Raw genomic sequence first — 25,620 nt, 5'->3', positions numbered from 1 at the left:
TGCCTATGACTATGGTTTACTAACTAGAACCTAGATTGTTAAATATTTTAAAAATTAGAGCTATGAACGTTCAAATTCAAACTGTGCATTTCGATGCTGATTCAAAATTGATTGATCACGTGAACAAAAAAATCCAGAAGCTTAACATTTTCTATGATCGTATTGTCAGTGTAGATGTATTTCTCAAATTGGATAATTTAGCGCATCAGGTTAAAGATAAAATTGCCGAAATCAGAGTACGCATTCCCCGCCAGGATCTCTTTGTCAAGCACGAATCCAAGTCCTTCGAAGAGTCCTTTGATTTAGCTTTTGACTCCCTTGTTAGCCAGGTCAAAAAGCAAAAGGAAAAGAAATTTCAATAAAACCTTAAATTAATTTTGGAAATATTAATCTCTTTGCTACCTTTGCCATCCCGATTCAAAAAGAGGGTCGGTAAGGTAGCAAAGTTCTTTATGGTAGGGCGTTTTAGCGGAAACAAATAAATTTTAAATATTTGTAACAAACTGAAAAAAAGATTTTGAGAATTGATTTTTTCTCTTAATTTTGCGCTCTCTTTCAACGAGTTACTTTTTGAGAGAATGTTTTTTGAAAGATGCCAGCATAGCTCAGTTGGCCAGAGCTACTGATTTGTAATCAGTGGGTCGGGGGTTCGAATCCCTCTGCTGGCTCACCGGTTTTTATTTGGGTATTTAAAGATTTAGATATTTTATTATTTAAATACCTGAATAACCAAATGACAAAATCAAAAAATGTTAGGGCAGGTTCCAGAGCGGCCAAATGGGGTGGACTGTAAATCCACTGACTACGTCTTCATAGGTTCGAATCCTATCCTGCCCACAGAAACAGCGTGTTCCGCTTTTGCCCTTCGCAGAGGCGGAACATAGTTGTTGAGAGGAGGTGAGTAATTCAGAAGTTATAGTTGTTATTATACCCTAGCCCTGTGGTACAACAGCCTTTAAAGCTCTTTTTTTTATTCTATAATTCATAAAAGTGGAAAGTTGCTGAACGGTGTTCCGGAAACTTAGTGAATTAAAATGCGGGAGTAGCTCAGTTGGTAGAGCGACAGCCTTCCAAGCTGTAGGTCGCGGGTTCGAGCCTCGTCTCCCGCTCGTATTTGAAGCAATTTCAAGCTGTTGTAGCTCAGGGGTAGAGCACTTCCTTGGTAAGGAAGAGGTCGTGAGTTCAATTCTCATCAACAGCTCACTGAATTTTAGAAGAATAGTTGAGTGATTTTTTTCGCCCTCAACAAACTCCATAAAATTCGAATTTCGGAATTCGAATTTATAGATTCCGCACTCCGAAATTAAAACTTAGCGTTGTAGCTCAATGGAAGAGCGACCCATTTTTATTTGGGGTAGGGCATGAGTTCAATTCTCATCAACGGTACAAGTTTGTAAAACCGTTTTTTTAAAACAACAATCAATACAATCTTTACAAACCATCTAAAAAGAAAATACAATGGCAAAAGAAACCTTCAAGCGGGATAAACCCCACGTAAACATTGGTACCATCGGCCACGTGGATCATGGTAAAACTACTTTGACTGCTGCCATTACCACAATTTTGGCAAATAAAGGTCTGGCAGAGAAGAGAGGATATGATGAGATCGATGCTGCTCCCGAAGAAAAAGAAAGAGGTATTACTATCAATACAGCTCACGTAGAGTATCAGACACTTGCTCGTCACTACGCTCACGTTGACTGTCCTGGTCACGCGGATTATGTGAAGAACATGATTACCGGTGCTGCCCAGATGGACGGTGCTATCCTCGTGGTGGCAGCTACAGATGGTCCTATGCCGCAAACAAGAGAGCACATCCTGCTGGCTCGCCAGGTAGGTGTACCTCGTATCGTAGTATTCATGAACAAAGTTGATCTGGTAGACGATCCGGAACTGCTGGAACTGGTAGAGATCGAAATCCGTGATCTGCTGTCTTCTAACGGCTTTGATGGTGATAACGTTCCTGTAATCCAGGGTTCTGCAACCGGCGCTCTTGCTGGTGACGAAAAATGGGTGGCTGCTATCGACCAACTGATGGAAGCTGTGGATTCTTACATTCCGCTGCCTCCGCGTCCGGTTGATCAACCGTTCCTGATGTCAGTAGAAGACGTTTTCTCTATCACAGGTCGTGGTACAGTAGCAACTGGTCGTATCGAACGCGGTCGCATCAAAGTTGGTGAGAACGTTGAGATCGTAGGTCTGCTCGATGAGCCGCTGAAATCTACTTGTACTGGTGTTGAGATGTTCAAAAAACTCCTCGACGAAGGTGAAGCAGGTGATAACGCTGGTCTGTTGCTGCGCGGTATTGAGAAAACTCAGATCCGTCGTGGTATGGTTATCTGCCAGCCAGGTACTATTACACCGCACACTGAATTCAAATGCGAAGTATACGTACTGAGCAAAGAAGAAGGTGGCCGTCACACGCCGTTCTTCAACAAATACCGTCCTCAGTTCTACTTCCGTACTACTGACGTAACAGGTGAAGTTGAATTACCAGCTGGTGTTGAAATGGTGATGCCTGGTGATAACGTTGGTTTACAGGTAAAACTGATCCAGCCTATCGCAATGGATAAAGGTCTGAAGTTCGCTATCCGTGAGGGTGGTCGTACAGTAGGTGCTGGTCAGGTTACTGAAATCCTGAAATAAGCAACTCCTAATATTTGAAGCCATTAGCTTTGGCGATTAAATGTCAGTATTTTTTAATAGATTTGCTGGCTGCTGAAAGCTTACTGCTAATGGCTTTATACACGGGTATGGTGCAATGGTAGCATACGGGTCTCCAAAACCTTTGATCTGGGTTCGAATCCTAGTACCCGTGCAAGGTTTAATAAATAATTAAATGGTTGAATTGTTGTTATTACAAAATAAAACAAGTCAACCATTTTTTAGGCTTTAAACAATTGACCATAAATAGTTAACTTTATACAATGAATAAGATCAGAAACTATTTCCGCGAGTCTTATCATGAGTTGGTTTACAAGGTGTCCTGGCCTACGTGGCAAGAACTTCAGTCATCTACCATGATTGTGTTGATAGCAACTATTTTTGTTACTGCACTGGTATGGGGTATGGATGCCGCTTCCAATTTTGTGTTATCACATTATTACGAAATATTCAAAGCTAAATAAATGGATGCAGCCGATATTCCTGCTCAGGAAACAAAGTGGTATGTACTCCGCGTTGTTAGTGGCAAGGAAAAAAAAGTGAAGGAATACCTGGATATTGAAGTGCGCCGATCCGATTGGGGTAATACGATCTCCCAGGTTTTTCTGCCGGTAGAGAAAGTTTATAAAGTGGTTGCCGGTAAAAAGGTGATGCGCGAAAAGAACTTTTACCCGGGTTATATTATGATCGAAGCCGTAGACGGCAAAATGTCCGACGAAGTAATTCAGGCCATACGCAATGTATCCGGCGTGATTCACTTCCTGGGTAAGGATAAACCTATTGCCCTCCGCAAAGTGGAAGTTAATAAGATGTTAGGTAAAGTGGATGAACTGAGCGATCAGGGATTGACGATGAGCGAACCTTTTATTGTGGGTGAAACCATCAAGATCATTGATGGACCATTCAACGACTTCAACGGTGTGATAGAAGAAGTGATCGAAGACAAGAAAAAACTGAAAGTAACCGTGAAGATCTTTGGCCGTGCTACGCCGGTAGAACTGAACTTCATGCAGGTAGAAAAGCTTTCTTAAATTTTTATACTGACTTTATTGAAAAGCGTTCCGGTCTTCGGGACGCTTTTTTGGCGTTATCCGGTGCCAATATGAAGCGGGTGGCGGGGAAGCTGGTTTTTGTAACGTATATAATAAGATGGGAAAGTTGCCCGGTAAGGGGTTATTTTATAAATTGGTGATTTAGGTGTACCTTCGCGTACCTTGAATAATAAGGAATTTTCCCGGGAATGCAATGGATTTGTAAAAAAAAGGCCTCTATAAGCAAAAAGGATGCCCAATTTCAAATAGTTTTTGTCAATTTCATATTATTATTTACCTTTGCATCCCCTTTAAAAGGTTATTTTAGTTCCTTTTAGTTTTGGGAGTTCTCTGTTTAGCAGCGAACGCTTAACCAAATTAAATCAAAAAACATGGCAAAAGAGATTTCAACGTACGTGAAATTGCAGGTGAAAGGCGGCCAGGCCAACCCTGCTCCTCCAATTGGCCCCGCACTGGGTTCCAAAGGTGTGAACATCATGGAGTTTTGCAAACAGTTCAATGCCCGTACCCAGGATAAAATTGGGAAAGTATTGCCTGTATTGCTGACTGTTTACACTGACAAATCATTCGACTTCGTAATTAAAACGCCTCCTGCACCTGTACAGTTGCTGGAAGCTGCTAAATTACAGAGTGGTTCAAAAGAACCTAACCGTAACAAGGTGGGTAAGGTTTCCTGGGATCAGGTAGAAGCTATTGCACAGGATAAGATGGCTGATCTGAATTGCTTTACGTTGAACAGCGCCATGAAAATGGTTGCCGGTACTGCACGTAGCATGGGTATTACTGTTGATGGTAAAGCCCCTTGGGAAAACTAATTGTTTCACCCTGTTAAGGCAGGAACTTTAAATCATTTCGACAAATGGCAACTAAAAAGAGAAAAGTCGCTCAGGCTAAGGTGGACAAAAACAAGGTGTACACCCTGAAAGAAGCTGCTAACTTAGTTAAAGATATTAACTGTACTAAATTCGACAGTTCTGTCGATTTACATATCCGCTTAGGCGTTGATCCTAAGAAAGCTGACCAGGCTATCCGTGGTATGGTAACGCTTCCACACGGTACTGGTAAGACTAAAAAAGTGTTAGTGCTTTGCACGCCTGACAAAGAAGCAGCCGCTAGAGAAGCTGGTGCTGATTTTGTTGGTTTGGATGAATTTATCCAGAAGATTGAAGCTGGTTGGACAGATATCGATGTAATCGTAGCTACTCCTGCTGTAATGCCTAAAATCGGTAAACTGGGTAAGATCTTAGGTCCCCGTAACCTGATGCCAAACCCCAAAACCGGTACTGTTACCAACGACGTAGCAGCAGCAGTGAACGAAGTGAAAGGTGGTAAAATTACCTTCAAGGTTGATAAAGCTGGTATCATCCACGCTTCTATTGGTCGTGTATCTTTTGCTTCCGATAAAATTGAACAGAACTCACAGGAGCTGATCAACGCTATCATTAAGCTGAAACCAGCTACTGCAAAAGGTACTTACCTGAGAGGTCTGTCTATGGCCAGCACCATGAGCCCAGGTATTGTAATTGACACTAAATCTGTTCAAAACTAATTGATCACGAGTTGTAGCCCGTTATCTGTAAGGATGGGGCTTGCTACAAACGTTATAATATGAATAAAGATCAAAAAAATGAAGTGGTTGAGCTGCTGAAAAGTAAGTTCTCTCAATATAGTAACTTCTATATCACCAACACGGAGTCATTGAGCGTTGCACAGGTGAATACCCTGCGGAAGGTTTGCTTTGACAAGCAAGTGGAAATGAAGGTGGCTAAAAACACCCTGATCCGCAGAGCACTGGAATCACTGGATAGCAAAAAATACGAAGGTGTTTTTGATTCCCTGAGTGGTGTAACTGCACTGATGTTCTCTGACAGCCCGAAAGAGCCGGCTTTGATCATCTCTGCTTTCCGTAAGGCCAACAACAAACTGGAAAAACCTGTACTGAAAGCTGCATTCGTTGCGGATGAAGTATTCATAGGCGACAACCAGCTGGTTGCATTGACCAACATCAAGACCAAGAACGAGCTTATCGGCGAAGTACTGGGTCTGTTGCAATCTCCTGCAAAACGCGTGATCGCTGCTTTGCTGGAAAAAGGCAAGAAAGACGAAGTTGCGGTGGAAGCACCGGCAGCAGAGTAATTGGGATTTATGTATTTAGTTATTTTAATAACTAAGTAACAAAATTCCAACATGAACATGGCTTCCAAGTCACAATATAATCAACAACAACATTACAAACATTACATTAAAACATTATAAAATGGCAGACGTAAAAGCATTAGCCGAACAATTAGTAGGTTTAACTGTTAAGGAAGTACAAGAACTCGCCGATGTACTGAAATCTGAGTATGGTATTGAACCAGCTGCTGCTGCAGTTGTTGTAGCTGCCGGTGGTGGTGAAGCTGCTGCTGTTGAAGAAAAAACTGCTTTCAACGTAGTATTGAAAGCTGCTGGTGCCAGCAAACTGAACGTTGTTAAAATCGTTAAAGATCTGACCGGTTTAGGCCTGAAAGAAGCGAAAGAACTGGTTGACGGCGCTCCTAAAGCAATAAAAGAAGGCGTTAGCAAAGCTGAGGCTGAAGACCTGAAAGCTAAGCTGACTGAAGCTGGTGCTGATGTTGAAATTCAGTAATTCTTTGCTTAGTATACATCTTTTTAAAGGTCAAAAGTGCTTTTGCACTTTTGGCCTTATTCCCTTTGGGAAAGTGTCTTTTTCAGAGAGTCAAAACGGGGAATCACTACTGAGGTGACTTTGACAATGTGCAGAAGGCATAATTTAATTAGGATGGATATTGCCAAAGAAATCTTAATTTCCCTAATTCTTATAAGTCATATAACTGCTAACTTCGAATATGTCTCTAAAAAAAGCCCAAACAAGCGAAAGAGTAAATTTTGGAAAGATCAAACAAGTTACTGAGACACCGGATCTGTTGGCTATCCAAATCCAATCTTTCAAGGATTTCTTCCAATTAGAAACCACACCAGACAAGCGAAATAACGAAGGCCTGTTTAAAGTATTTAAAGAGAACTTCCCGATTACAGATACCCGCAATATCTTTAACCTGGAGTTTCTTGATTATTTCGTGGATCCTCCGCGTTATACCATCGAGGAGTGTATTGAACGTGGGCTGACTTACTCTGTACCGTTGAAGGCGAAACTACGTCTCAGCTGTAACGATGAGGAGCATGTGGATTTCCAGACTATTGTGCAGGATGTGTTCTTAGGTAACATTCCGTACATGACTCCAAGAGGTACTTTCGTTATTAATGGTGCTGAGCGCGTAGTTGTATCCCAACTACACCGATCGCCAGGTGTTTTCTTTGGTCAGTCTGTTCACCCGAACGGAACGAAGATCTACTCTGCAAGGGTGATACCGTTCAAGGGCGCATGGATGGAGTTTGCAACGGACATCAACAACGTGATGTACGCTTACATCGACCGTAAGAAGAAATTCCCGGTTACCACCCTGTTGCGTGCCATCGGCTATGAAACAGATAAAGACATTCTGCAGCTGTTTGGCATGGCAGATGAAGTAAAAGCAGACAAGAAAAGTCTTGATAAATATGCCGGCAAGAAGCTGGCTGCCCGTGTTTTAAGAAGCTGGGTAGAAGACTTTGTGGATGAAGATACCGGTGAAGTGGTGAGCATCGAGCGTAATGAAATTATGCTGGAACGTGATAGCATTCTGGATGAAGCGAATATCGAGACCATCGTAGACATGGGCCTGAAAAGCGTGTTTGTACAGAAAGAAGAGGTGAGCGGCGATTTCTCCATCATCTACAATACATTAAACAAGGATACATCTAACTCCGAGCTGGAAGCCGTTCAGCACATCTACCGCCAGTTGCGCGGTGCAGATGCGCCGGATGATGAAACAGCCAGGGGCATCATCGATAAATTATTCTTCTCCGACAAACGCTATGATCTCGGAGATGTTGGTCGTTATAAGATCAACAGAAAATTAGGTCTTCCTACACCGTTAGACATGAAAGTGCTGACGAAGGATGACATCATCTCCATCATCAAATACCTGGTACAACTGACCAACGGTAAAGCAGAGATCGATGATATCGATCACCTGAGCAACCGTCGGGTACGTACCGTGGGCGAGCAGTTATATGCTCAGTTTGGTGTTGGTCTGGCACGTATGGCACGTACCATCCGTGAAAGAATGAACGTTCGTGATAACGAGGTATTTACGCCGGTAGATCTGATCAATGCGAGGACCCTGTCTTCCGTGATCAACTCCTTCTTTGGTACTTCCCAGTTGTCACAGTTCCTGGATCAAACGAATCCGCTGTCTGAAATCACCCACAAACGCCGTATTTCTGCGCTCGGGCCCGGTGGTCTGAGTCGTGAAAGAGCAGGCTTTGAGGTACGTGACGTTCACTATAGCCACTATGGCCGTTTGTGTACTATTGAAACACCGGAAGGACCAAACATCGGTCTGATCTCCACCCTTTGCGTACACGCCAAAGTGAACGAAATGGGCTTTATCGAAACACCGTACCGCAAGGTAAGAGAAGGTAAAGTAGATATGCATAAAGTGGAGTTCCTGAGTGCTGAAGAAGAAGATTCCGTGAAGATTGCACAGGCAAACGCCCCACTGGATGAGAAAGGTTATTTCATGTTTGATAAAGTTAAGTCCCGCGAAACCGGTGACTTCCCGATCCTCGATAAAGAAGATGTGGAATTCATGGACGTGGCGCCTAACCAAATTGTGGGTTTGAGTGCATCATTGATTCCGTTCCTGGAACATGATGATGCCAACCGTGCGTTGATGGGATCAAACATGCAACGTCAGGCCGTGCCACTGCTGAATCCGGAAGTGCCTATCGTAGGTACCGGTCTGGAAGGTAAAGCAGCACGCGACTCCCGTTTGCAGATCACTTCAGAAGGTAAAGGTGTGATTGAATTTGTGGATGCAAGAGAAATTCATGTTCGCTACGAACGTGATGAGCTGCAGAAACTGGTGAGCTTTGAAGATGACCTGGTGATCTATAACCTGACCAAATTTGTAAAAACGAACCAAAGCACCTGTATCAACCTCAGACCTTGCGTTAAGAAAGGTCAGCGCGTTACTGAAGGCGACTTCTTAACAGAAGGTTACGCTACCCGCGGTGGTGAACTGGCATTGGGACGTAATATGAAAGTGGCGTTCATGCCATGGAAAGGTTACAACTTTGAGGATGCGATCGTAATTTCTGAGCGTGTTGCACGTGAGGATCTGTTTACCTCCATCCACATCGATGAATATGAACTGGAAGTACGTGATACCAAACTGGGTGAAGAAGAACTGACCCCGGATATTCCGAACGTGAGCGAAGAGGCTACCAAAGACCTCGACCAGAACGGTATCATCCGTGTTGGTGCACACATTAAAGAAGGGGATATCCTGATCGGTAAAATTACTCCACGTGGTGAATCTGATCCTTCTCCTGAAGAAAAGCTGTTAAGAGCGATCTTTGGTGACAAGGCTTCTGATGCAAAGGATGCTTCCCTGAAAGCGCCTCCATCAACAGAAGGTGTGGTAATCGACAAGAAACTGTTTAGTCGCGCGAAGAAAGATAAGAACTCCAAAACCCGCGAGAAAGCAGCTATTGAGAAACTGGAGAAAATTCACCAGAAGAATGCAGAAGATGTGCTGGAAGTGCTGATGAGCAAGTTACTGGTATTACTGAAGGATAAAACCTCTCAGGGTATTACCAATACTTACGGTGAAGTATTGATTTCCAAGGGCTCCAAGTTCTCTCCGAAGAACCTGGTAAATGTTGACTTCATGAACGTGAATCCGCTGGGCTGGACAACAGACGAAGTGGTAAACGATCAGATCAACACCCTGCTGCATAACTATAATATTAAGTTCAACGAAGAGTTGGGCCGCTACAAACGTGAGAAGTTCAACATCTCTATTGGTGATGAACTGCCTGCGGGCGTACTGAAACTGGCGAAGGTTTACCTGGCCAGCAAACGTAAGCTGAAAGTGGGTGATAAGATGGCGGGACGCCACGGTAACAAGGGTATTGTAGCCAAGATCGTGCGTGACGAAGACATGCCGTTCCTGGAAGATGGTACACCACTGGATATCGTACTGAACCCACTCGGGGTACCTTCCCGTATGAACCTTGGACAGATCTACGAAACCGTATTAGGTTGGGCTGGTCTGAAACTGGGCGTACGTTTTGCCACACCGATTTTCGATGGTGCTACAACGGAAGAAATAGCTGATTACATTACGGAGGCAGGTTTACCAAGCTTTGGTCACACCTACCTGCACGACGGTGAAACGGGCGATCGTTTCCACCAGAAAGCAACCGTGGGTGTTATCTACATGCTTAAACTGAGCCACATGGTGGATGATAAGATGCACGCCCGTTCTATCGGACCGTACAGCTTAATCACCCAACAGCCATTAGGTGGTAAAGCACAGTTTGGTGGTCAGCGTTTTGGTGAGATGGAAGTATGGGCACTGGAAGCATATGGTGCCGCTAATATCCTGCAGGAACTGCTTACTATTAAATCAGATGATATCGTTGGTCGTGCCAAAGCATATGAATCAATTGTAAAAGGAGACAACATTCCTAAAGCGGGTGTGCCTGAATCCTTCAACGTATTGATCCATGAGTTACGTGGTCTGGGTCTGGATCTGAAATTTGACTAAGAGCTTTTAGCTACCAGCCGTTAGCAGCAATGCTAATGGCTGATAGCTTGGAATATTTCGCAGGAATAAAATTTTTGTCGCTGGCTTATCACCAACGGCTAACAGCTAAAAGCTAATAACAGATGGCTATCAAAAAAGAAAATCGTCCTAAATCAAATTTTAACAGCATCACCATCAGTCTGGCTTCTCCCGATGTTATTCTGGAGCGTTCATACGGTGAGGTGCTGAAACCTGAAACCATCAACTACCGTACTTACAAGCCGGAACGTGATGGTTTATTCTGCGAGCGGATATTCGGCCCTGTGAAGGATTACGAATGTTATTGCGGAAAATATAAGCGTATCCGTTATAAGGGTATAGTGTGCGACCGCTGCGGTGTGGAAGTAACGGAGAAGAAAGTACGTCGTGAAAGAATGGGACACATTCGTTTAGTGGTTCCCGTTGTACATATATGGTATTTCAAATCACTGCCTAATAAAATCGGTTACCTGCTGGGAATGTCTTCCAAAAAGCTGGAAACCATCGTTTACTATGAAAGATATGTAATCATTCAGGCAGGCGCGAAACAGGAGAAAGGTATGAACTACGGTGACTTGCTCACTGAAGAAGAATACCTGGATATCCTGGATACCTTACCCAAAGACAATCAAATGTTGCCGGATGAAGATCCGAACAAGTTTATTGCCAAGATGGGTGCGGAAGCGGTAGAAATGATGCTGGCCCGGATTGATCTGGACAGTCTTTCCTATCAGCTGCGTAATCAGGCTGCTACTGAAACTTCCCAGCAACGTAAAGCGGAGGCGCTGAAACGTTTGAGCGTAGTGGAAGCTTTCCGTGAAGCAAATGGTCGTGTAGAAAACCGTCCTGAATGGATGGTAATGCAATATATTCCTGTGGTACCTCCGGAACTGCGTCCGTTAGTTCCTTTGGATGGTGGCCGTTTCGCGTCTTCCGACCTGAACGATCTGTACCGCAGGGTGATCATCCGTAACAACCGTTTGAAACGTTTGATCGAGATTAAAGCACCTGAGGTGATCCTGCGTAACGAAAAACGTATGTTGCAGGAAGCAGTGGATTCCCTGTTCGATAACTCCCGTAAATCCAATGCGGTGAAAGCGGAAGGTGGTCGTGCACTGAAATCACTGTCAGATGTATTGAAAGGTAAACAAGGTCGTTTCCGTCAGAACCTGTTAGGTAAACGTGTGGATTACTCCGGTCGTTCTGTGATCGTGGTAGGTCCTGAGCTGAAACTGCATGAGTGTGGTTTGCCTAAGGACATGGCGGCTGAGCTGTTTAAACCATTTATTATCCGTAAACTGATTGAAAGAGGCATCGTTAAAACGGTGAAATCAGCTAAGAAGCTGGTAGATCGTAAAGAAGCGGTGGTTTGGGATATCCTGGAAAACGTATTGAAAGGTCACCCGGTTATGTTAAACCGTGCCCCGACCCTTCACCGTTTGTCTATACAGGCCTTCCAGCCTAAGCTGGTGGAAGGTAAAGCGATTCAGTTGCACCCGCTCGTGTGTTCTGCGTTTAACGCGGATTTCGATGGTGACCAGATGGCGGTGCACGTGCCTTTGAGCAATGCTGCTGTACTGGAAGCCCAACTGTTGATGCTGTCTTCCCATAACATCCTCAACCCACAGAATGGTACGCCTATTACCCTGCCTTCACAGGACATGGTACTCGGGCTGTATTACATTACCAAGGGTAAGAAAACAATCGGTGATGTGGTGGTAAGAGGAGAAGGTAAAGCTTTCTATTCTGCCGAAGAAGTAATCATCGCATTAAATGAAGACCGCATTGATCTGCATGCACACATCCGTGTTAAAGCGGATGTAAGAACTGCAAGCGGTGAGCTGGAAAGAAAACTGATCGAAACAACGGTGGGTCGCGTACTGTTCAACCAGTTCGTACCTAAAGCTGCCGGTTATGTAAATGCCCTGCTGACCAAGAAATCACTGCGTGAAATCATCGGTGATATCATCAAAGCAACAGATATTCCAAAGACTGCGAAGTTCCTGGATGACATCAAACAATTAGGTTTCCGCATGGCGTTCCGCGGTGGTCTGTCATTTAACATTAATGACCTGATCATCCCGGATGTGAAGCAGAGCATGATTGATGGTGCTGCCGGTGAAGTAGACGAAGTTTGGGATAACTATAATATGGGTCTGATCACCAACAACGAACGCTACAACCAGATCATTGATATCTGGTCACGTGTGGATACGAAGGTGACAGAAGCCCTGATCCGTGAGCTGGCAACAGACAAGCAAGGTTTCAACTCAGTATACATGATGTTGGATTCCGGTGCGCGTGGTTCCAAGCAGCAGATCAAACAGCTGGCTGGTATCAGAGGTCTGATGGCCAAGCCGCGTAAGAGTGGATCTACCGGTTCCGAGATCATCGAAAACCCGGTATTGTCCAACTTTAAAGATGGTTTGAACGTATTGGAATACTTCATCTCTACGCACGGTGCCCGTAAGGGTCTTGCGGATACGGCGTTGAAAACAGCGGATGCGGGTTACCTGACCCGCCGTCTGGTGGACGTTGCGCAGGATGTGGTGATCAACGAAGAAGATTGCGGAACCCTGCGTGGTATCGCTACTTCGGCGCTGAAAGATAATGAGGAAGTGATCGAAACATTATACGATCGTATCCTTGGCCGTACTTCTCTCCACGATGTATTTGATCCTCATACAGAAGAGCTGATTGTTGCCGGTGGCGACCAGATCACTGAAGAGATCGGACACAGAATTGAAGAAAGTGCGATCGAAACCGTAGAGATCCGTTCCGTACTGACTTGCGAAAGTCGTCGCGGTGTGTGTGTAAGATGCTATGGTAAGAACCTGGCAACCGGTTATACTGCACAAAGAGGTGATGCCGTGGGTATCATCGCTGCACAGTCTATCGGTGAACCGGGTACACAGTTAACACTGCGTACGTTCCACGTAGGTGGTGTGGCTGGATCTACCTCTGTTGAATCCGGCTTACAGGCTAAATTTGACGGTACCGTACAGTTTGATGGCTTACGTACTACCACCTATGAAAACAACCAGGGTGATAAAGTACAGATCGTTATCGGCCGTACCGGTGAGCTGCGTATCATGGATGTGAAGAACGACCGTTTGCTGGTAACCAACAACATTCCTTACGGTTCTACCTTATTGGTAAAAGACGGACAGAAAGTTGAGAAAGGTGATCAGATCTGTACATGGGATCCGTTTAACGCTGTGATCGTGTCTGAGATAAATGGTACCATCCGTTTCGACAGCATCATTGAAGGTATTACCTTCCGTGAAGAAGCCGACGAACAGACAGGTCACCGTGAGAAAGTGGTTATTGAAACAAAAGATAAAAACAAGATCCCATCTATCCTCGCAGAGGGTAATAAAGAGGTGAAATCATACAACTTACCGGTTGGTTCGCACATTGTTATCGCTGAAGGCGATAAGGTGAGAGCAGGACAGGTAATCGTGAAGATTCCTCGTGTGATGGGTAAACTGCGCGATATCACGGGTGGTCTGCCACGTGTTACGGAGCTGTTTGAAGCACGTAACCCGAGCAATCCTGCCATCGTTTCTGAAATTGATGGTGTGGTAGCATTTGGTAACATCAAACGTGGTAACCGTGAAATCATCATCGAAAGCCGCGAAAGCCAGATCAAGAAATACCTGGTTCCATTAACACGTCATATCCTGGTACAGGATGGTGACTTCGTGAAGGCCGGTACTTCGCTGTCTGACGGTTCTACTACCCCTGCGGATATCCTGTCTATCAAAGGACCGTTTGCCGTTCAGGAATACCTGGTAAATGAAATCCAGGAAGTATACCGCTTACAGGGTGTGAAGATCAATGATAAACACATCGAGGTAATCGTTCGTCAGATGATGCGTAAGGTAAACATCGAGGATCCTGGAGATACCCGCTTCCTGGAAGGTGATACCGAAGATAAATTTGAATTCTTTGAAGAAAACGATATGATCTTCGATAAGAAGGTTGTAACGGAAGCAGGTGAATCTGCCAACCTGAAACCTGGTCAGATAGTGACCCTGCGTCAGGTGCGTGAAGAAAACTCCCTGTTACGCCGTGCAGATAAACAACTGGTAGAATTCCGTGATGCAAGTCCGGCTACTTCCAGCCCGCTGTTGCAAGGTATTACCAAAGCGTCTTTGGGTACCCGCAGCTGGATCTCTGCTGCTTCGTTCCAGGAAACTACGAAAGTACTGTCACAGGCTGCTATCAACGGTAAAATCGATGATATGATGGGTCTGAAGGAGAATGTGATCACTGGTCACCTGATCCCTGCCGGTACCGGTTTACGTGAATTCGAAAACATGATCGTAGGTTCTAAAGAAGAATACGATATCCTGGCATCTTCTAAAGAAGTATTCCAGTTTGATGAAGAAGAATAGGACTTCCGTCCTGAAAATAAATGGAAAAAACCTCTGTCCGCCGGACAGAGGTTTTTTTTTACTTTCTCTCATAAATCTGTTATTCCCCTGTCGTAATTCTTTACTTTTGGATGCATGAAACAACTGACTCTTTCTGTTATTATCGTATTGGCACTGCTGGCAGCTTGTAAAAAGGACAGTGATAGTTCTATACCTGTTACCCAATCCAATTTCCTGTTTTTTAACGGTGTACCGGGTACCGCACAGTTCGGCGTGCTGCTGGATACCATGGTACTCAGCAGTAACATTGGCTATGGTGAGAACACGGGCTATAAACAATACAGGGCGCAGAAATACAACATCTACTTATATAATACCCTTACACCCGGCACTTTATTACCAGGGGGAGAAATCAACCTTCGGAACGGGCGCTTTTTCTCTGCATATCTTTCTGTGGATACTGTGGCAAAGCAATACTTGTTGCGGACTACAGAAGATGATATTTCATCTTTAGGAAAGGGTACTGCCAAATTCAGGATCATGAATCTGAGTCAGACATTCAAAGCCAATCAGTCGCCTTTAGGCATAGATGTGTATTCGGATACTTTTCCCCGCATCTTTACCAATATTACTTTTACAACACTTACGCCTTTTGCTGCGGTGGGGGGTGACAGTGCCTACACCTTAAATTTCCGCAGACCGGATACACCGGTGGTGGTATTGAAAAAATTACCTTTTCAAACGGAGACCGGTAAGGTATATACGCTGATAACCAGCGGGAATGCCCTGGATACGGCTACTTTCAGAATCTTCACGATACAACATAACTAATCAGCCGCTTCATACGAACGCTAACGTACATGTACATACGCTGGCAACAGGGGAAATAAGGGAATAATATTCGTTAAAACCTAGCTAAAAATAGCAAACAGAATATGAAAATCCGGTAAAAACCTTATTTTAGCCCTTCCATTTTAAAAATGTATTTAAAGGAGTAAATCTACCTATCAACATGCGCACTCGTAAACAATTTGTGACTAACGGATTATTAGCGGCACTATCAGCCGGTTTATTTATGTCTTGCCAGGGAAATAAATCTGGTAGCAGCTCACCAGCAACTACACCAGCAGCGAACAACGGCTCCCTGGCAGCAGCCAGTTTCAAAATTGCTTACGTAGATCTGGATTCACTGGAAGCGCATTTTGAATATTTTAAGGAGAAGAGAGGTCAGCTGGAGCAAAAACAACAGGGAATGGATAACCAGTTGAAAGGTAAAGCACGTGCTTTGCAGAGTGAATACCAGGACTTACAACGTAAAGCATCCACCCTTACCCAGGAACAGGGCGAAGCTGCACAACGTAGCCTGATGGCCAAACAACAACAACTGGAACAGGAAGCGCAGAACCTGCGTGCTACTTACTCAGAGCAGGAAGCCAAATTCAACGAAGAGTTACAGAATAGGCTGGATGCTTTCCTGAAAACTTATAATTCCGACAAACGTTTTGCATATATCTTTTCTTACCGTAGTGGCGTGAGTAATATCCTTTACAGGGATCCTGCCTACGATGTTACGGCAGATGTTATTAAAGGGATGAATAGCACGGGTGCTCCTGCAGCCAAATAAGCTGACTGCTGGCAAAGCATGAAATTTTTGTCTACCTTATAGTCCCGGTTCCCCACAACGAACCGGGATTTTTTAATTCAGCCATATGAGTATCAACCAAACTAACTCGTTCAAACCCTCGCTGGGCTTGCTGGACGCCACGATGATCGTAGCCGGTTCCATGATTGGCTCCGGTATTTTTATTGTTACTGCGGAAATAGCGCGCAGCGTAGGAGGCGCAGGATGGGTCACCGTCATGTGGGTGCTGGCAGGTCTGATTACCATGATAGCCGCCATGAGCTACGGGGAATTATCCGGCATGTTTCCAAAAGCAGGCGGACAGTATGTATACCTCCGGGAAGCCTATAATCCTTTTATCGCATTTCTGTTTGGATGGACACAGTTCGGAATTATCCAGACCGGCACCATCGCCGCAGTAGCAGTAGCTTTTGCCAAATTTACCGCCTATCTGATTCCCGCTTTCAGTGAAAAAAACATCCTGTGGGATGCGGGCATTGTGCAAATTTCTGCTGCACAGATTGTAGCTATTGTTTCTATCATCTTACTAACTTTTATCAATACCCGGGGTGTAAAACACGGGAAAATAATACAAACTGTATTTACACTGGCGAAGTTGTTATCCTTGTTCGGGCTGATCATTTTCGGTTTCGGGCTGGGTGCAAAACAGGAGATCTGGCAAGCCAACTGGCAGGACCCCTGGAACCATTTTTCCATGGAGGCCGTGAATGGCGCCACTGTCACCAAAGTATTGTCCGGACTGGCTTTCTTTGGCGCGATAGCTGTATCAATGAAAGGTTCACTGTTTTCCAGTGATGCCTGGAACAATGTAACTTTCATAGCCGCTGAAATCAAGCATCCGGCGAAGAATATCGGGCGCGCGCTTTTTCTGGGTACGCTGATAGTAACCATCATTTATGTTAGCTGCAACCTGATGTACCTGGCTGTATTGCCTTTACATGATATTGCCTTTGCCGCCAATGATAGGGTGGGTGTAGCCGCTGCGGAACAGATATTCGGCAGTACCGGTTCCCTTATCATCGCCGTGATGATCATGGTATCTACTTTTGGCTGTAATAACGGATTGATCTTATCGGGCGCCCGTATTTACTATACCATGGCGGAAGACAAGCTATTCTTCAAAAAAGCCGGTGTGCTGAATAAAAACAGCGTACCGGGTTATGGGTTGTGGATTCAGTGTGTGTGGGCATCTTTACTATGTCTTACCGGCAGGTATAATGATTTGCTGGCGCTGGTAATATTCGGTGTGCTGATATTTTATGTACTCACTATCCTGGGTATTTTTATCCTGCGGAGAAAACGCCCGGATCTGGAAAGACCTTACAAAGCCTTTGGGTATCCCATCCTGCCTATGGTGTATATTATTGTAGCGTTGTCGCTGGCTGCTTTACTGCTGGTTTTTGAAACAAACTATACTTTGCCGGGACTTGGGATCATCCTGCTGGGTATTCCGCTTTATTTTATCGCGATGAGCCGCAAGGAGAAGGTCTGACTTTGCTAAATATGACAAAGAAAATCGAAATTTAACACGAACGTTGTATGTAAAACAGGGGTCACTGCACATTTGGTAGCAGTGGCCCCTGTTAATTTGCATATAGACAAACGGATAGGTGTGAATAGATTTACCTCCTTAATGCCAACGTTTGAAGCAGAAAACCCTTTGTTATCATTGATAATATTACAAGTGCAGAGCAGCATTGCAGCGTAGAGATCAGCAACGAATTGTTAACAACGCAATTGGATGTTATTGAGTTTTTATGGACCCTCAAAATGTGATTAGCCATCAGCGTAAGTAATGCCACAGCTAAAAATTTACCTATAAAATATTTATTGCCAACAAACGTATGATGTTTTAACAACATCATTATGTAGAGTATTTGAAAATATCAGGTGGTATACCTTGACGACATCTCAACCCCAAGATAACCATTAAAAGCCTACACGATTTGCATTCTCGAACATTCACATGACAATCTTTTACAACAAGCGTATGGTTTCCACCATGCGCTTCTTTTTTTAGTTCCTTTGCTTCACTACAGGAGTTCCCGCTATGAAATATCCGTCATCTGTAATCTGTAATTCTTTATTTTTGCCGGATGTTTACAGCACTATCCCACAAAATATTTAACCAGAGCATACTGGACTATCACCAGTATAACGATGTACACCAGGCTATCAATAATCCATATGAAAAAAGTAGTATAGAACATTTGCTATACCTGAAAAACTGGATAGATACCGTACAGTGGCACCTGGAGGATATTATCCGTGATCCTAAAATAAACCCGGTAGCGGCCCTGGATATTAAACGCTGGATCGACCGTTCCAACCAGGAACGTACAGATGTAGTGGAATATATAGATAGTTATTTTCTGGAGCAATATCGTACGGTTATGCCTGCGGCAGCTGCAACAGTGAATACGGAAAGCCCTGCCTGGGCAATAGATCGCCTGTCTATACTGGCGTTGAAGATATATCATATGCAGGAAGAAGCTACCCGTGCAGATGCGGATGAAGCGCATCGTACTGCATGTCAGCGTAAACTGGATATCCTGCTGGAACAGCGTACAGACCTGAGTACTGCGATAGAAACATTATTGCAGGACATTGCAGCCGGTAAAAAATATATGAAGGTGTACAAGCAGATGAAGATGTATAACGACCCTTCTTTAAATCCTGTTTTATACAAGGGTGAAAAATAAATCAGCAATCATTGGGTACCACTAAAACCATACTGGCTTTACGTTTTTCGGCATTGGGAGATGTAGCGATGACCATTCCTGTTATGAAACAGGTATTGGAAGAGCATCCGGATGTATCGATAGTTTTTGTAACGAATAAGAACTGGGGAGCTTTGTGTGCGGGTATTCCGCGGCTGATATTTTTTCCGGCAGATGTAAAAGGCATACACAAAGGCGTACCGGGATTATTCCGTTTATTCAGAAGTATCCGCAAGGCGCATAAAATAACGGCGGTAGCTGATCTGCACAATGTATTGCGCGCACAGATTGTCCGTACTTTTTTCCGTTTGACCGGCACGCCGGTAGCGGCTATTGACAAAGGGCGTGCAGCCAAAAAAGCACTGACACGGCGGGAGAACAAGGTATTACAACCACTTACCACTACTATTGAGCGGTATGCTACTGTTTTCCGGCAGTTGGGCATTAGTTGTACAATGGGCGTTAAACCCGTTTTTCCGCCCCAACCGCTGGCTGCAACCACGCAGTCGGTTATTGGTCTGAAGGAGGGGGAGAAGTGGGTAGGAATGGCTCCTTTTGCCACTTACCGGGAAAAGATGTACCCTTTGGAGAAAATGGAAGAGGTGCTGGCTACGCTGGTGCAGGAACCGGGGCATAAAGTATTGCTTTTTGGTGGTGGAAAGCGGGAAGTGGCGCAGCTCACGGAGCTGGCTGCCAGGTATCCGCAAGCAGTGATGGTAGCAGGGCGTTTTTCCCTGCAGGAGGAAATGGCGATCATCAGTCAGCTGGATGTAATGATCAGTATGGATTCTGCCAATATGCACCTGGCATCGTTGTTTGGTGTGCCGGTGGTATCGGTGTGGGGAGCAACGCATCCCTTTGCCGGCTTTATGGGCTATGCACAGTCGCCTGACAATGCTGTACAGATCACAGATCTGCATTGCAGGCCATGTTCTGTATTCGGCAACAAGCTCTGTTTCAGAGGGGACCACGCCTGCATGGAATGGATCAAACCTGAACAGATAGTAGAAAAGGTAATAAGTGTTGTTTGATGAAATGCTTTGCTAGTAAGGTTTTGCCAGTATATTTTAAAAATATTGCAAGTTTTTTTTGCAGAAATAAAAAAAGTTATACTTTTGCCATCCCAAAGAACAAGGGAATTGCCCAATAGTATAATGGTAGTACGACAGATTTTGGTTCTGTTTGTCTAGGTTCGAATCCTGGTTGGGCAACAAAAAAAAGGACAAATCGGGTTTTACCGGTTTGTCCTTTTTTTATCACCCGATAATATCATTTCCCTCCTGAAATTCCAGTTAACATATTATTACCCTCACTGCTGTAATGAATAATACCGTAATGAATACGGGCCGCAGAAACGTTAATAATCCCTACCGGTTTAAATCATCTAAACTCCTTAAGATAGTATCATAATAGGATATATTGGGTAGCTATCTTTGAAATCATCCACAAAGCAATTGCATACAATAGCATAATGTGGTGTAGTGGGTGGCATCCCGCATCCGCCAAAAGAAAGAACTCGGAAAGAACAATATATCATTCATAAAGCGTAGAAATTTTTATACTGTAAAGATCCGTGGAGGATCGTTAATAGTACGCATCGGGGTAACAAATCCTTTATTAAATGTAGTTATAATAAATGTGGTCAAAACGTTGACCGCACAGGGTATTATTTCAAAGTACTAAAATATATGAAGCAAACCGCCGTGTTAATTTTGTTGCTGTTGGTCAATATCTGCACGTATGCAGATGTAAGGATGCCTCATATTTTTGGTGACAACATGGTATTGCAACGCGATAAACCTATCCAGATTTGGGGTTGGGCAGATGCAGGTGAAAAGATAACCGTTTCTTTCCATCAGCAAAAAAAGAAAGCCACTGCTAATAAACAGGGCAGGTGGTTGATAAAACTGGAAATTGAAAAGGCAGGAGGCCCTTATACATTGCAGGTAGAAGGGAAGAACAAGGTCATGTTTAATAATGTGCTGGTAGGTGAAGTCTGGTTTTGTTCTGGTCAATCCAATATGGCGCTTCCGGTACATTTAATAACAAACGCGGTAGCAGAGGCAGATAGTGCAGATTATCCACAGATTCGCCACTTCTATGTGCCCAATAAGATCAGTGCAACACCGGAAGAGGATATTGAGGCAGGCGCATGGACTGTTTGCAATCCATCTACCGTCAGTAATTTCACTGCGGTTGGTTATTTGTTTGCGAAAGAACTTTCCCGGAAACTCAACGTGCCCGTAGGTATCATCAATTCGTCCTGGGGCGCCACTGTATCTGAAACCTGGACCAGCCGTGAGGCGCTTGCGGCGGACGATGCGTTTAAAGAGCTGATGGCAGCAACACCTCCATTGGATTCGTCACAGGGAGATCGTTATCAGGCATTTTCCACCAATCCGAGTTGTTATCCTTCACTGTTGTTCAATGCGATGGTACACCCGTTCCTTAACTATGGTATTAAAGGTATACTATGGTACCAGGGCGAATCCAATGCGGGAAGGGCATATCAATACCGGAAGGCTTTCCCTTTACTGATCAGGGATTGGCGCAACCATTGGAAGGAAATACTTCCTTTTTATTTTGTACAGATTTCATCATTTAATGCGGGTAATGGTGATAGTCAGCATGGTAGCACCTGGGCAGAATTAAGAGAAGCCCAGACCATGGCCTTATCGATTCCGAATACAGGGATGGCCGTTACAATTGATATCGGGAGTGCTACAGAAATCCATCCGCAAAATAAACAGGATGTGGCCAGAAGGCTGGCTGCTACAGCATTACATGAACTATATAATATTCCCCAGGTTCATAGCGGACCTGCCTACAAAGCAATGAAAACAAAAGCGGGGCAAGCCATTATCACCTTTAACGATATCGGAAGCGGCTTAATGGTGAAGGACAGGTATGGTTATATTAAAGGATTCGAAATAGCAGGCGCCGACAGGAAATTCCACTATGCAAAAGCTTATCTGGCCGGCGATTCCGTCATAATTTATAATGAGCAGGTGTCCGAACCATTCAGTGTCAGATACGGTTGGGCAGATGACGCAGGAGCATGTAGTCTGTATAATATAGAAGGTTTTCCCGCAGGACCATTTAGAGTGGACAACTGGCCGGAGATCACCAGCGGTGTAAAATATTCAATTTGTGAATGATAATAGCTGACAATTTTACTTTAACCAAATCAACCAGTAATTTCTTATCATGATAAAAATCCCTTTGCAGAAATCAGGTGCATATATCCTTATGCGTATCTTTTTCATCATCGTATTTTTAGTAGCTGCTGTATCGGATATTAATGCTCAGGAAAGAAGGATATCAGGAACACTAAAAGATATAAAAGGTGAGCCAATCCCCGGAGCAACGGTTTCGTTAAAAGGTACATCAAAATGGGTGGTTACCGACAGCCTGGGAATGTTTTCCACGACGGTGACAGGTGATGATCCAAAGCTCGTTTTTTCCTTTATCGGATTTGCGGTAAAAGAAGTCAGTGTGAATGGTAGAACCGTCATTCATGAAGTATTGCGGGAAGATATTTCGCAACTTGATGGAGTGGTGGTAGTAGGTTATGGCACACAGAAGAAACTGACCGTAACAGGTGCAGTATCATCCGTGGAAAGTAAAGAGCTGAAACAAACTTCCGCCCCAAATTTTAGTGCAGCCCTGGCAGGTCGCCTCTCGGGTTTGTCTTCGTTGCAGGTTTCCGGTCAGCCGGGATATGATCAGGTGAATCTATACCTGAGAGGTGTGGGCACAATGAATGATGCCTCTCCTTTAATCCTGATTGATGGTGTGCCCCGCTCCAATATCAGTTCGCTGGATATAAATGAAGTAGCGTCTGTTACAGTGCTGAAAGATGCATCGGCAACAGCAGTATTCGGCGTACGTGGTGCAAATGGCGTGTTGATTATTACAACCAAGCGCGGCACCTCTTCCGGCCCTCCGGAAGTAAATGCTTCCGTTACTTACTCACAACAGGAGGTATTTAACAGGCGCCCGCATATTGATTCATGGGATTATGCCGGGCTTGAAAACCAGGCTTATATTAATGATAACTGGAGCCAGGAACTCAGAGATGATCAGTTGCCCTACCCGAAATTTATGATCGATAAGTATAAACAGGGTGGCGATTTTTTCTATCCCAACCGGGATGGATTTAAAGAAGCAATCAAGGACTTTGCACCGCAGGTACGTTCTAATGTATCCCTGTCGGGGGGTAATGACAAAGCTAAATACTTTGTTAACATGGGGCATCTGTTCCAGGGTGGTTTGCTTAAGACCGAAGATCCCGGTGTACTTGGATACGATCCTTCATTAAAGCTCAACAGGTTTAATACGCGGGCGAATTTTGATTATAAAATATCAAAGTATCTGAAAGGATGGTTAAACCTTAGCACGGTGATTGAAAAAGTCAATTCACCCAATAGCCAGTATTTGCAAAGGTATGATAACACGGTGCTGATGGGCGATATCTTTAGTAAGATCAACGAACAGAAGCCGATGTATCCCGGTCCTTACGTGCCTGAAGGGTCCGTGGATGCCCTGGGCCGTGAATTACCTACTTATCCATACCCCATGGCGGTTATTCAGCAGAGCTACCTGGGGAGCCTGGCATATGTGATCAACAGGTATGGTTATGCAAAAGAAACACGGATGAACCTGGAGAGCACAGCCGGATTGGAGCTGGACCTGAGTTTCCTTACAAAAGGACTCAGTACAAAGTTTATGATATCTTATGATACCTATCCTATGACGACTACCTATTCAGCCCTGAGTTCTGTTACCTGGAGGGCAACCGCTGTACCGGCAAAAAATGAGACACAAACATCTTATTTCGCACAGATCGATCCTGCGCTGGACTGGCCTTCACTAATGGTAGCAAGAAATGCATCGTCTTACTATAAAATGAATATGCAATATGCCATCAACTATGCACGAACATTTGGCCGGCACGATGTAGGTGGAATGGTCACATTAGTACGTGACAACTGGGTTAATAATTCTAATTCTCCTGACCTTCCTTACAATGTGCTGGGTCTCGCGGGGAGGGCTACTTATGCTTATGACTCCAGGTATCTCGCTGAAGTCAATGTGGGATATAACGGATCAGAACAATTTGCACCGGCCAACAGGTTTGGTTTCTTTCCCGCTGTTTCAGGTGCCTGGATAGTGAGCAATGAAAAATTCATGGAAGCATTACGACCCACAATTTCCAACCTTAAAATAAGAGGATCTTATGGTCTTTCCGGAAATGATAAAATGGGTGGTCAACGATTCCTGTATCTCGATCAAACTGTTCTTGGCGGGATACCTGCCGATGGCAATCCTTATGGTTTCCCTTCTTTAGGAAATGGACAGGTACTTAATCAGATAGGGTTGGGCAACCCCGCCATTAGCTGGGAAGTAGCTAAAAAACAGAACTATGGCTTAGAGGTAGGAATCCTGGGAGACCTGAATTTCTCGATCGATTATTTCAGGGAGAACCGTACCAAGATACTCATCTCCCGGTCTACTGTTCCTATGTTACAGGGATATCCCCTGAGCGGACTTCCTAAAGTAAACCTGGGAGAAATGCAGAATTACGGGATGGAATTGGAAGCATCTTACAGGAAGAAACTTTCCAAAGATTTACAGCTCTCACTAAGGGGATTGTTCTCCTTTAGCCGCAATAAAGTGATCAAATCCGATGAGCCAAAACGGCTGGATGGTTCCTATTATCAGTATCGCATGCAGGGCTTCTCTTTATACCAGAACTGGGGTTACCAGATTAACTGGGAGGATCGCGGCGGTTATTTCCATGATGCGGATGATATTATTAATTATAAAAATGAAAAGGGAGAAGCGATTGCTTATGCCACGGGAAGCCCACGCCCCGGAGACTTTAAGTATAAAGACCTGAACGGTGATGGTATTATTGATCAGAAAGATCTTGCGCCCATTGGTTATTCCCCTATTCCTGAAATCAACTATTCAACGAATGTTAGTATCGGATATAAAGGATTTGATCTCACGGTATTGTTCCAGGGAATAGCGAATGCTTCTGCGATGTATTACAGCGGTATGCTGGAAACTACCGGTCAGTTCACACCTCTGCACATGCAGGCCTGGACGAAAGAACGGGAGGCCAGCGGCGCTCCATTTGTTTATCCCGCGCTGTCTTCTTTGGGCGGTAGTGTAAGCGTAACGGGGAACGACTTTTTTATCCAGAACAGAACGTATTGCCGGATAAAGAATGCCGAGTTAAGCTATACTTTTCAACAGTTCCTGATGAAGCGGAAGGATGTTAAAACAATGCGTCTTGCTATCAGTGCAAATAATTTGTTTACATGGGATAAACTGAAAGTCAATTCAATTGACCCTGAGAATGCGCCCGGTCAGCAAAATAGTAATGGACTTGGATTCCCATTGGTAAGAACTTATAGTGCTGCGTTGTCTATTACGCTGTAAGCTGCGTATAAACATCGTGTATAAACATATTAACAG

General features: G+C 44.3%; 17 protein-coding genes and 7 tRNA genes. All 24 read left to right on the top strand.

Going from position 1 to position 25,620, the window contains the following annotated elements; translation table 11 throughout:
- Positions 1-62 precede the first annotated feature (62 nt).
- The 24 genes from ABQ275_RS19280 (at position 63) to ABQ275_RS19165 (ending at position 25,584) form a co-directional block, all read left to right on the top strand.
- The gene (locus ABQ275_RS19280) at positions 63-362 is read left to right on the top strand and encodes an HPF/RaiA family ribosome-associated protein (RefSeq protein ID WP_349314789.1); all 300 of its coding nucleotides are present in this window, start codon (positions 63-65) and stop codon (positions 360-362) included.
- 232 nt (positions 363-594) lie between these two features.
- Positions 595-668: transfer RNA gene (locus ABQ275_RS19275), tRNA-Thr, on the top strand.
- An 87-nt stretch (positions 669-755) separates the two neighbouring features.
- Positions 756-837, top strand: a tRNA-Tyr gene (locus ABQ275_RS19270).
- A 199-nt stretch (positions 838-1,036) separates the two neighbouring features.
- Positions 1,037-1,109: transfer RNA gene (locus ABQ275_RS19265), tRNA-Gly, on the top strand.
- Between the two features lie 20 nt (positions 1,110-1,129).
- Positions 1,130-1,201: transfer RNA gene (locus tag ABQ275_RS19260), tRNA-Thr, on the top strand.
- Between the two features lie 111 nt (positions 1,202-1,312).
- A tRNA-Lys gene (locus tag ABQ275_RS19255) sits at positions 1,313-1,386 on the top strand.
- A 72-nt stretch (positions 1,387-1,458) separates the two neighbouring features.
- Complete coding sequence (tuf, locus tag ABQ275_RS19250) at positions 1,459-2,646, top strand: elongation factor Tu (protein ID WP_349314788.1); 1,188 nt, start codon at positions 1,459-1,461, stop codon at positions 2,644-2,646.
- A 101-nt stretch (positions 2,647-2,747) separates the two neighbouring features.
- Positions 2,748-2,818 (top strand) — tRNA-Trp (locus tag ABQ275_RS19245).
- A gap of 109 nt (positions 2,819-2,927) precedes the next feature.
- Complete coding sequence (secE, locus tag ABQ275_RS19240) at positions 2,928-3,128, top strand: preprotein translocase subunit SecE (RefSeq protein ID WP_349314787.1); 201 nt, start codon at positions 2,928-2,930, stop codon at positions 3,126-3,128.
- The gene (gene nusG / locus ABQ275_RS19235) at positions 3,129-3,695 is read left to right on the top strand and encodes a transcription termination/antitermination protein NusG (protein ID WP_349314786.1); all 567 of its coding nucleotides are present in this window, start codon (positions 3,129-3,131) and stop codon (positions 3,693-3,695) included.
- Between the two features lie 392 nt (positions 3,696-4,087).
- On the top strand, positions 4,088-4,531 hold the full coding sequence (gene rplK, locus ABQ275_RS19230) for a 50S ribosomal protein L11 (RefSeq protein ID WP_349314785.1): 444 nt from the start codon (positions 4,088-4,090) through the stop codon (positions 4,529-4,531).
- A 44-nt stretch (positions 4,532-4,575) separates the two neighbouring features.
- The gene (gene rplA, locus ABQ275_RS19225) at positions 4,576-5,265 is read left to right on the top strand and encodes a 50S ribosomal protein L1 (RefSeq protein WP_349314784.1); all 690 of its coding nucleotides are present in this window, start codon (positions 4,576-4,578) and stop codon (positions 5,263-5,265) included.
- A gap of 59 nt (positions 5,266-5,324) precedes the next feature.
- Positions 5,325-5,852, top strand: coding sequence for a 50S ribosomal protein L10 (gene rplJ, locus ABQ275_RS19220; protein ID WP_349314783.1), 528 nt, complete (start codon positions 5,325-5,327; stop codon positions 5,850-5,852).
- 121 nt (positions 5,853-5,973) lie between these two features.
- Positions 5,974-6,345: a 50S ribosomal protein L7/L12 gene (gene rplL / locus ABQ275_RS19215; RefSeq protein ID WP_349314782.1), complete on the top strand. Its 372-nt coding sequence runs from the start codon at positions 5,974-5,976 to the stop codon at positions 6,343-6,345.
- Positions 6,346-6,565: 220 nt separating this feature from the next.
- The gene (rpoB, locus tag ABQ275_RS19210) at positions 6,566-10,375 is read left to right on the top strand and encodes a DNA-directed RNA polymerase subunit beta (protein WP_349314781.1); all 3,810 of its coding nucleotides are present in this window, start codon (positions 6,566-6,568) and stop codon (positions 10,373-10,375) included.
- 122 nt (positions 10,376-10,497) lie between these two features.
- A complete protein-coding gene (rpoC, locus tag ABQ275_RS19205) occupies positions 10,498-14,793 on the top strand; it encodes a DNA-directed RNA polymerase subunit beta' (RefSeq protein WP_349314780.1) in 4,296 nt (1,431 codons plus the stop codon).
- Between the two features lie 114 nt (positions 14,794-14,907).
- Positions 14,908-15,603, top strand: coding sequence for a DUF4397 domain-containing protein (locus ABQ275_RS19200; protein WP_349314779.1), 696 nt, complete (start codon positions 14,908-14,910; stop codon positions 15,601-15,603).
- A gap of 181 nt (positions 15,604-15,784) precedes the next feature.
- Positions 15,785-16,396: an OmpH family outer membrane protein gene (locus ABQ275_RS19195; protein WP_349314778.1), complete on the top strand. Its 612-nt coding sequence runs from the start codon at positions 15,785-15,787 to the stop codon at positions 16,394-16,396.
- An 85-nt stretch (positions 16,397-16,481) separates the two neighbouring features.
- Entirely contained in the window at positions 16,482-17,906 is a 1,425-nt protein-coding gene (locus ABQ275_RS19190; RefSeq protein ID WP_349314777.1) for an amino acid permease, read from the top strand.
- Between the two features lie 604 nt (positions 17,907-18,510).
- Entirely contained in the window at positions 18,511-19,116 is a 606-nt protein-coding gene (locus ABQ275_RS19185; RefSeq protein ID WP_349314776.1) for a DUF4254 domain-containing protein, read from the top strand.
- 11 nt (positions 19,117-19,127) lie between these two features.
- Complete coding sequence (locus tag ABQ275_RS19180) at positions 19,128-20,165, top strand: glycosyltransferase family 9 protein (RefSeq protein ID WP_349314775.1); 1,038 nt, start codon at positions 19,128-19,130, stop codon at positions 20,163-20,165.
- A 109-nt stretch (positions 20,166-20,274) separates the two neighbouring features.
- Positions 20,275-20,345, top strand: a tRNA-Gln gene (locus tag ABQ275_RS19175).
- 477 nt (positions 20,346-20,822) lie between these two features.
- Positions 20,823-22,292 carry a sialate O-acetylesterase gene (locus ABQ275_RS19170; RefSeq protein WP_349314774.1) on the top strand — a complete coding sequence of 490 codons (1,470 nt, stop codon included), beginning with the start codon at positions 20,823-20,825 and terminating at the stop codon, positions 22,290-22,292.
- Positions 22,293-22,341: 49 nt separating this feature from the next.
- Positions 22,342-25,584, top strand: a complete 3,243-nt coding sequence (locus ABQ275_RS19165; RefSeq protein ID WP_349314773.1) for a TonB-dependent receptor — start codon at positions 22,342-22,344, stop codon at positions 25,582-25,584.
- Positions 25,585-25,620: the final 36 nt, after the last annotated feature.

Origin of the sequence: Chitinophaga sp. MM2321 (assembly GCF_964033635.1) — a bacterium.
Taxonomy (GTDB): Bacteria; Bacteroidota; Bacteroidia; order Chitinophagales; family Chitinophagaceae; genus Chitinophaga.
This window is presented reverse-complemented; position numbering and strand designations above follow the sequence as displayed.